General features: G+C 36.6%; 8 protein-coding genes. 5 read left to right on the forward strand and 3 right to left on the reverse strand.

What is annotated here, in order from left to right; genetic code table 11:
* Positions 1-70: 70 nt before the first annotated feature.
* Complete coding sequence (locus CUN59_RS20020; RefSeq protein ID WP_104389482.1) at positions 71-1,555, forward strand: polysaccharide deacetylase family protein; 1,485 nt, start codon at positions 71-73, stop codon at positions 1,553-1,555.
* A gap of 244 nt (positions 1,556-1,799) precedes the next feature.
* Here the strand turns inward: CUN59_RS20020 and CUN59_RS20025 are convergent, their stop codons facing one another.
* Positions 1,800-2,573 (reverse strand): MlaE family lipid ABC transporter permease subunit, encoded by a 774-nt coding sequence (locus CUN59_RS20025; protein ID WP_104389483.1) that lies wholly within the window; start codon positions 2,571-2,573, stop codon positions 1,800-1,802.
* A 207-nt stretch (positions 2,574-2,780) separates the two neighbouring features.
* Between CUN59_RS20025 and CUN59_RS20030 the strand changes: the two genes are divergently transcribed.
* From CUN59_RS20030 to CUN59_RS20045, 4 genes are all read left to right on the forward strand, one after another.
* The gene (locus tag CUN59_RS20030) at positions 2,781-4,166 is read left to right on the forward strand and encodes an AAA family ATPase (protein ID WP_104389484.1); all 1,386 of its coding nucleotides are present in this window, start codon (positions 2,781-2,783) and stop codon (positions 4,164-4,166) included.
* Positions 4,159-4,743 carry a hypothetical protein gene (locus CUN59_RS20035; protein WP_104389485.1) on the forward strand — a complete coding sequence of 195 codons (585 nt, stop codon included), beginning with the start codon at positions 4,159-4,161 and terminating at the stop codon, positions 4,741-4,743. The genes CUN59_RS20030 and CUN59_RS20035 overlap by 8 nt, the downstream gene beginning before the upstream one ends.
* A gap of 126 nt (positions 4,744-4,869) precedes the next feature.
* Positions 4,870-6,147, forward strand: coding sequence for a M16 family metallopeptidase (locus CUN59_RS20040; protein WP_104389486.1), 1,278 nt, complete (start codon positions 4,870-4,872; stop codon positions 6,145-6,147).
* Positions 6,148-6,356: 209 nt separating this feature from the next.
* Entirely contained in the window at positions 6,357-7,580 is a 1,224-nt protein-coding gene (locus CUN59_RS20045; protein WP_104389487.1) for a bifunctional sterol desaturase/short chain dehydrogenase, read from the forward strand.
* Between the two features lie 228 nt (positions 7,581-7,808).
* Here CUN59_RS20045 and CUN59_RS20050 read toward each other — a convergent pair whose 3' ends face one another.
* Together CUN59_RS20050 and bchI are read right to left on the reverse strand one after the other, a co-directional pair.
* On the reverse strand, positions 7,809-8,045 hold the full coding sequence (locus CUN59_RS20050) for a hypothetical protein (RefSeq protein WP_104389488.1): 237 nt from the start codon (positions 8,043-8,045) through the stop codon (positions 7,809-7,811).
* Positions 8,046-8,106: 61 nt separating this feature from the next.
* Positions 8,107-9,225, reverse strand: coding sequence for a magnesium chelatase ATPase subunit I (gene bchI / locus CUN59_RS20055; protein ID WP_104389489.1), 1,119 nt, complete (start codon positions 9,223-9,225; stop codon positions 8,107-8,109).
* Positions 9,226-9,340 lie beyond the last annotated feature (115 nt).

Consider the following 9,340-nt stretch of genomic DNA (forward strand, 5'->3'; position numbering starts at 1 on the left):
TAAAATTTTTCATAATTTTATTGACCAATTTCGGTGCAAGATTGTTAGTTGTACATTTGAGGCAGTATGAATGTTTAAATTATCAGATATACCTACATTATCTGAAATTATTGATGATCTGCCAAATATATGCGGTTGGGAAAAGGAAGTGTTGACTGTAGTTAACCACAATGAACCTATTTTTCTACCAACTACTAATCTAAAATTAGCAGATATTAATGCAGTATTTACTATTGCTCTACATATGCACCAACCCACTATCCCAGCAGGAAATAATGGTGCATTAATCAGCAATTTGCAATATATGTTTACACATCAGCAAGAAGGAGATAATCACAATGCTACCCCTTTTGCTAATTGTTATAGTCGCATGGGAGATTTTATTCCTGAATTAGTTGCACAAGGTTGTAATCCCCGTGTGATGTTGGATTATTCTGGTAATCTTTTATGGGGATTGGTACAAATGGGCAGAGGTGATATTCTGGATAATCTCAAACACATCACTTGTAATCCTACCTACCAACCTTATGTAGAATGGTTGGGAACTATGTGGAGTCATGCTGTCATCCCTTCCACACCCATCAAAGATATTAAACTACACATTATCGCTTGGCAACATTATTTTGCTGCAATTTTTGGCTGGGAAGCATTAGCAAGAGTCAAAGGATTTTCCCCTCCAGAAATGCACTTACCAAACCATCCAGATACCTTATTTGCATTTATCAAAGCCTTGAAAGAATGTGGTTATCGTTGGTTATTGGTGCAAGAACATACCGTAGAAACAATTAATGGTCAACCTTTAAATTATAAACATTTACCACATCGGTTAATAGCTCGCAATTCCTACGGTGAAAAAATTAGTATTACTGCATTGATAAAAACCCAAGGTTCAGATACTAAATTAGTCGCCCAAATGCAGCCATATTATGAAGCAAAAACTTTATCTAAACAAAAATTAGGTGATGTTTTCGTACCTCCCATAGTTAGTCAAATAGGTGATGGTGAAAACGGTGGTGTAATGATGAACGAATTTCCCGGCGGTTTTCAACGAGCTTGGGAGGATATGGTGCAAAATGGAGGGGGCAAAACTGGTGTTGTTGGCGTTTGTGGTACAGAATATTTAGAATTATTAGCAGCAGCAGGTTGTCAACCCGAAGACTTTCCTACCTGTCAAGCAAGTGGACAACATCAAATCTGGGCGCAAATTGCCAAAGATAATTATCAACCGGATGCTGTAGAAAATGCGATTCAAGAATTGAAAAAAAATCACCCCAATTTTCATATTGATGGGGCATCATGGACTAATCATATTAGTTGGGTGCAAGGATACGAAAATGTATTATCTCCCATGTACAAACTTAGCAATTTATTTCATCAGAAATTTGACGATTTATTATCTGATCAAGAAGGTGTAAATCTGACTCAAGACAGTCAATACCGCCAACTGCTATTACATAATCTCTTATTACAAACTAGCTGTTTTCGTTATTGGGGACAAGGGACTTGGACAGACTACGCTCAGGAAATTTACCGCCAGGGAGAGCAATTACTTTAAGTTCCTGGAGGGGAACAAATATGGTAGTAAACCGAGATCCTTATAAAAACCTGCAACATGGTCTGGAACCTATTGCTAGAAACCGATTTTCTATCAGGGTTATAACTACCTGAGCAAAATTAATTTAGCATTTTTGGAACAAACAAAAATCTCTGTATTCCTTAAATATCTCTGAAACCCTCTTTTCTCTGTGGACTCTATGCCTGGAGTGGGTAGTTTTTCACGAACTTATGCGTAACTCCTATTAAAGTATGGGCTGCTGAAATAATAGTAACGCCAATATAAAATCCATTATAAAAATTGCTACCCAAGTAGTGACAACTGCCCTGGTGGCTGACTCTCCCACTTCCTTTGCTCCTCCTTGGGTTGTCAGTCCCCAACTACAGCCATTAACAGCAACTATAGTTCCAAAAATTACCCCCTTGAGGAGAATAATAAAAATATCTGATGGTAATAAAAAATTTCTCACCGATTCTAAAAATATTTCGGGAACAACTTGATAAAACTGCATAGCGGCAAAAGCGCCTCCGGTAATACCGATAACGACGGCAAAAATCATCATTACAGGCATCATTAAACAGCAAGCAATAACTCTGGGTAGAACTAGATAATCAATGGGATCGGTTCTGAGCATATATAAAGCGTCAATTTGTTCTGTGACTCGCATTGCTCCTAATTCTGCCGCAAAAGCTGAACCAACTTGTCCGGCGATAATACTAGCAGTTAAAATTGGTGCTAATTCTCGACAAAATGCTAAAGCAAAAGCACCGCCAACGCTTTCTACTGACCCAAATCTGACTAATTCTCTGGCGGTTTGAATAGTGAAAATCATCCCAGCAAAACCACTGACTAGCAAGACAGGGGAGAGGGAAGCCGGGCCCGCTGTGACTGCGTGTTCTAATATCTTGCGATAGTAGGTTTTGCCTTGGATCAAATGTAGTAATATCTGACCTAACAACAGAAATGCCGATAAACAGCGAATTATCCAGGATTGTTCTAAATTTTTTTGTGGTTGCAAGTTGATGGATACTAAGTAATTTGGGATAAATAATTATGACTGGGACAAGTAAGGAGAAGGAAAATAGTTCAAATCCTATTTACTTTTTTCTCTGTTGTTGATGACTAATTTGAAAGTGCTATATTAACATTATTATCTAACCTGTCGCTTGTATAAATTGAATTATTCTCAAAATATGAACCAGTTTTGTCATCACAAAGGAGTAATATGTTAAAAACAAATGTTTTCTTTGACAATCTTGGAGTTATTAAACAAGGACATTTAGAATTAAATGATTTTACATTACTTTGTGGTGCTAATAATACAGGCAAAACCTATGTAATGTATTCTTTATACGCTCTACTTGATCAGCGTTTTGAAGCCAATTTTAATTTTGTAGAGAATCTTGTTAAGCAATTGAGTCAAGAGACAGTCTGTAAATATAATATTCAAAATTTGATCGGCGATAACTATGGTAATATCTTAGAAGAAATAACAGAAGGAATTAATAAGCATTTACCAAATTTGTTTGGGGTTAAATCCGATGAATTTAGGCAAACTCAAATTAAATTAGAACTTGATATTAATTTTATTTTAGCCAATATAACTAATCATCCTTGGCAAAGTCGTGTAAGTCTAAGCAATAAAGAATCAGACTGGTTTTTAGATATTCAAAAACCTGAAAATGATACCAATGTAACTTTCACAATACGAGATGATAAAGGTATTCCTCGTAAATTATTGACAGAGTTGATTTCTAGTAATATCATTGGGTTAATTTTTAGCACATTTAACCAAAAGAAGCAAAATTGTTTTTTAATTCCTGCTGAACGTGGTGGACTTAATTTATTTTTTAAAGAGTTGTCCAGTATCCGTAATCGTCTGCTACATCATGCACAGAAAGATAATATTAATCCTATGGAGGTTTTAAAAGATATTGTTAACTCTCGTTACGCAGAACCGATTTCCGATTATATTGAGTTTTTGAATGACTTGAATAATACCAAAAAGCGAAAAAGTGATTATCAAATACAAGCACAATACATTCAAAAACACATCATTAATGGTAAATATGAAATAGATCGTTATGGGGATATATTTTTCTTACCTTATAAAAGTAACAATAAGAAAATGCCTTTACATTTTACTTCATCTACCGTCAAAACTCTATTTAGTTTAGTTTTCTATTTAGAACATCTGGCTCAATCAGGAGATTATTTAATGATTGACGAACCAGAATTAAGCTTACATCCAGATAATCAACGAAATTTAGCTAGAGTATTGGCAAAATTGGTCAATAATGGTGTTAGAGTAGTATTGAGTACCCATAGTCCCTATTTTGTCCGTGAATTAAATAATTTGATTATGTTAAGTAAATCTTTTGTAAAAGCTAGTGAATTACGTGAGCGTTATGGTTATGAACCTGGTGAGTATTTAAAACCTGAAATAGTATCAGCTTATTTATTTGATAAGAAGACTATCAAGGAGATGGAAATTGATCCCAATGAAGGTATTATTGCACAAACATTTGATGATGTAATTAATAATCTTAATCAGTCTTCCAATGATATTTACTATGCTTCTCAAGAAGAGGAAGATTGGGATAATGAGTGATAATTTAATTGATATAGTAAAACTTGCAATTAAACAAGATTTTCATTTAGTTGTAATCTCCAATAAAAATGATTTCACCCTTACAATTAAAGAAGAACATCCAGATGCAAAATGTAAGTTTGTAACGATAAAGTTAAAAAAATCAATAGATTATTTTGGGTTTTCTCTACATAAAGATAAGGGACAAGGAAACAATGATCCTGTATATCCTTTTCTTAATCCCCAATGTAAAGGTATTTGTTCTAAAGATGATGGCATTTTATTTTTAAGAAAGTCAAATAAGGTTTATGTTTTGTTGATAGAAATGAAGTCTACAAATCCCGGAGGTTACTTACAACAATTAAAGGCGGCTAAAAGTTTTGTTGATTTTATTTTACAACGGATTAAAATTTTTAATAATCAAATCAATACGAAAGTTGAATTCAGAGGATTATTATTTTCATGTCGTCCTATACCCAATGAGGGAACAACTAAAAAACAAAAACTTACATTTGCAGATAGGAATGGTTTGTTAGTTTCGGAAAATTCAGGTAATAATACTTACCATATACAACAATTTCTAGAGAAAATAGATTAGATTTTAGCTAAAGAAAAAACTCAAAAAAAAGATTCCTGGGTTCTCTGTGCAGTTTTAACCAGGTTTACACGATCAAGAAAGTTGTAAGATAGAGAAAATAACATTGCTCTTCAGACACCACAACCAATGACATCAACTCTGCTGAAATTTCCGCGTCTTAACGCACCTACACTGCATTCTCTACCCAACGGTTTAACCATTATTGCCGAACAAATGCCAATAGATGCGGTTAATCTCAACCTATGGGTAAAAACAGGTTCAGCGATGGAGTCCGATGCTATTAATGGTATGGCCCATTTTTTAGAACATATTGTTTTTAAAGGTACGGAAAAACTAATTAGTGGTGAATTTGAGCGCCGGATTGAAGAACGTGGTGCAGTAACTAATGCTGCTACTAGTCAAGACTATACGCACTATTATATTACAACTGCACCTAAAGATTTTGCTGAATTAGCCCCGTTACAAATAGATGTTGTTTGTAATCCGAGTATTCCTGATGAAGCTTTTGAGAGAGAACGTTTGGTAGTTTTAGAAGAAATTAGGCGTTCTGAGGATAATCCGCGACGACGGATTTATCGTCATATTATGGAAACTGCTTTTGATTATTTACCCTATCGTCGTCCTGTACTTGGTCCAGAGGCGGTTATTTCTCAAGTGCAACCGCAACAAATGCGAGATTTTCATGATTATTGGTATCAACCTCAGTCAATTACAGCAGTAGCAGTGGGTAATTTACCAGTAGAAGAATTAATAGAAATTATTGCTGACGAATTTAGTAAAAATCATCTACAAACAAGTAAACAAATCACACAAACAACTTTTATTCCTGAACCTGCATTTACAGAAATAGTCCGCCGGGAACTGGTGGATAAAAGTTTACAACAAGCAAGATTAGTGATGATTTGGCGAGTTCCTGGATTGATGGAATTAAATGAAACTTATGCACTTGATGTTGTGGCGGGAATTTTAGGCCATGGAAGAACCTCTAGATTGGTGCAAGATTTACGGGAAGAACGGGGATTAGTTTCTTCTATTTCTGTGAGTAATATAAGTAATTTATTGCAAGGTGTATTTTCGATTTCTGCTAAATGTGATGTAGAAAATTTAGCTGCTGTGGAATCAGCTATTGTGGAACATTTGAGCAAATTACAAACACAATTGATCAAAGAATCAGAAATTGAGCGCGTGCGCCGGCGTGTAGCAAATCGTTTTATATTTGGCAATGAAACCCCAAGCGATCGCTCTGGATTGTATGGTTATTATCACTCATTAATTGGTGATTTAGAACCAGCTTTTAATTATCCTCAATATATTCAAGCACAACAAGCAACGGATTTAATGCAAGCAGCAAAATATTATCTTCCCACCGATGCTTATGGTGTGGTCATCATCAAACCTGTTTAAGAATTTAGGAGTCGTACAATTTATTTTACACGACTGCTTAATTATATGATAGAAACACCATTAACTTATTTGGTGCAGTCAATGGTCTGATTAACTCACCTACACTTCCCCAAAATGAGTAATATAACAGGGCAGGGATGCAGGGGAGAATATTTTTACTCTTGCCTATAACTTGGTTTAATAAGAAAAGTGGTGTCACCAGAAAGATAATGATTTTGGCTCAAAGTTTAACTATTGATTCGGTTTTAGTAAATAACTGTATCCAGTTTACAACCTGGGGATTTTCTTCCCTTTTACTTGCGGAAATTGTCAGAGATGCTTATCATGCTTTGTGTCATCAGATAACATGGTTAGCGAAATGGCACAATAAACATCATGCCGTATACCGTCGGGATTTAACTTTAATTTCCCAAAAAGCCTATATCGAGTCCCAGTTGTATCACGATATCGTTGAATCGGGCATATTAGTAACAATATTAACAATGATTGCCTTACTAGCTCATCAATGGGGATTATGGTTAGGAGTCGCATACTCCATAACTTTCTTATATGGCGCATCTGTGCGATATTTCCAAGGAACAATAGACACAGACTACAATCATTTACCTGGACCATTAGAAACAATTCCCTCTGTTTGGTGGGTAAATAGAACCTATCATTGGCGACATCATTTTGATGATGTTAATGCTTACTATAGTGGTGTATTTCCTCTGGTGGATAAAATATTAGGAACAGGACTTTCTCTCAAAGGTAAAACCATAGCTTTAACAGGTGCTTCCGGTACATTAGGACAGGCATTAGCCGCAGAATTATTAAAACAAAATGCCAAAGTTGTGGCATTAACAACTAGTCCTGAAAAAATCGCAATCCAAGAGCGTGTTAAAGTTATAAAATGGGAATTGGGTAATGAAGATCAACTACAAGAAAGTTTAAATAAAGTTGATATTCTCATTATCAATCATGGCGTAAATGTCTATGGAGATAGAACTTCTGCCGCCATTCACAATTCCTATCAAGTTAATACTTTTTCCGCTTTACAATTGATAGATATTTTTTCTGCCACTGTTACAGGAGCGCAAGATAAAGCTACTAAGGAAATTTGGGTAAATACATCAGAAGCGGAAGTTTCTCCAGCTTTAAGTCCTTTGTATGAACTGAGTAAAAGAGCATTAGGAGATATTGTCACTCTCAAGCGATTAGATCAAACTTGTGTCATTCGCAAACTGATTTTAGGACCATTTAAAAGTCAATTAAATCCCTATGGTGTGATGTCAGCAAAGCAAGTTGCAAAGGGAATTTTATTTTTGGCAAAACGGGATTTTAGAAATATTATTGTCACAGTTAATCCTTTGACTTATTTGCTATTTCCCATCAAAGAATTTAGTACCTGGTTGTATTTTCGTATTTTTAGTAAAGGGGTGAAAAGCGAATAATTAGGGTTTGCTGAATAAAAGCAAAACCTAGATAAATCAAGTAATTGAGTCTTTTTGAGGTGAAAAAAGTGCAGGGCTATTCGGACGGAGAACTTCAAAACCGTACATTTTTGTCTGAGATTGAACTATACCAACTGACTAAAACTGCCACCTGTCACCTATCATCACGAAAAGACTTTTTCAGCAAACCCTACTTAGACGATTTTCATAACACGATTTTCATAACCTTTATAAACCCTGAAAACTAAGATAGAAGTTGATAGAAGATAGAAGCAAGATGCTCCAAAAAAAGCTTAAACCCAAGATGATGTAAGGTGGATCTGGGATAATGATAGAGACTGCTAACATAGCGATCGCTAATGTCAACATTAATAGTTCCACAAACCGATGTGGATGATATTCACTAGATAAAATTAAGGTATTGATCCAAAAATGCCAGGTTCTCATAATTGACCAGGTTCTCATAATTGATCAGTTGTTAATTAACCCTTGTAGAGACGTTCCATGGAACGTCTCTACATTATCACTAACGAACTCCGGCTTTCATCCCTGCGCCATTTTTCTGTGTGGTATCTTCTGGTAGTTCCACACCAAAAACGCGACAAAAAACCTTTTCCACTTTATAACCAGAATCAATAGATTCCAAGGGATCTTTCCGCAAGCGGTGGCGCAGACATAAGGTAATTACCCGCCGGATATCGTCTACTGTAACTTCTGTCCGACCTTCAAAAGCTGTTAAGGCTTTCGCTGCGCGGTTAGTAACGATATCACCCCGCAACCCGTCCACATCTAATTCTGAACAAACTTCGGAAATTTTTACCCGAAAGTCATAGTCTAAATTAACTTGTGGCAATAATTCCTGAGCCTTGACAATTTGCTGTTGTAATGCTTCTTGGGGAGTTTTGTGTTTTTCCAAATATACCGGCGGATTTTGGTCAAATTCTCCCCGTTCTTCCACGATTTGCACCCGTAAAGCTGGTTCTTTGACGGTGTGAATTTCTGCGTGCATTCCAAAACGGTCGAGGAGTTGGGGACGCAGTTCACCTTCTTCTGGGTTTCCCGAACCGACAAGAACAAATTTGGCTGGGTGACGGATAGAAATCCCTTCCCGTTCTACAGTGTTCCAACCACTAGCAGCAGAGTCTAGAAGTACGTCTACCAAGTGGTCATCCAACAAGTTGACCTCATCAACGTAGAGAATACCTCTGTTAGCCTTGGCCAATAGTCCGGGTTCAAATGCTTTGACACCTTCAGACAAAGCCTTTTCAATGTCAATTGTACCACAAACTCGGTCTTCTGTCGCGCCCAATGGTAAATCTACCATTTGCACCTTTTTGTGAGTAATGGGAATTTCCAACCCTTGGGCTACCTGTTGACGGACTTCATCACTCATCAAGTCCGTGTCGTTGGGGTCACTGTTGAAGGGGTCATTGGCGACAACAGGGATTTCTGGTAAAAGATCCGCCAAGGCGCGGATAGTTGTAGATTTGCCGGTGCCGCGATCGCCCATAATCATTACACCACCAATTTTGGGGTCAATGACATTTAACAGCAGCGCCAGTTTCATTTCTTCCTGGCCAACGATGGCTGTAAATGGAAAGACCGCACGACGCGCACTCGCACTAGCTTGAGCAGTTGAAGTCACTAAATTACCTTAACAATATTTTTTATTACAACTCCCTATTTTGCCACATTTTGGGAAGCTGGGTCAGTCCTTCGTTCAAAGCCATAGCAGTTGACAGAAGGCAGGAGGCAGGAGG

The sequence above is a fragment of the Cuspidothrix issatschenkoi CHARLIE-1 genome, assembly GCF_002934005.1.
Classification (GTDB): Bacteria; Cyanobacteriota; Cyanobacteriia; order Cyanobacteriales; family Nostocaceae; genus Cuspidothrix; species Cuspidothrix issatschenkoi.

Bases quoted from the DNA above. Each gene is read 5' to 3' on its own strand.
- CUN59_RS20020 (WP_104389482.1), top strand. From the start codon at position 71: ATGTTTAAATTATCAGATATACCTACATTATCTGAAATTATTGATGAT.
- CUN59_RS20030 (WP_104389484.1), top strand. From the start codon at position 2,781: ATGTTAAAAACAAATGTTTTCTTTGACAATCTTGGAGTTATTAAACAA.
- CUN59_RS20035 (WP_104389485.1), top strand. From the start codon at position 4,159: ATGAGTGATAATTTAATTGATATAGTAAAACTTGCAATTAAACAAGAT.
- CUN59_RS20040 (WP_104389486.1), top strand. From the start codon at position 4,870: ATGACATCAACTCTGCTGAAATTTCCGCGTCTTAACGCACCTACACTG.
- CUN59_RS20045 (WP_104389487.1), top strand. From the start codon at position 6,357: ATGATTTTGGCTCAAAGTTTAACTATTGATTCGGTTTTAGTAAATAAC.
- CUN59_RS20050 (WP_104389488.1), bottom strand. From the start codon at position 8,045: ATGAGAACCTGGTCAATTATGAGAACCTGGCATTTTTGGATCAATACC.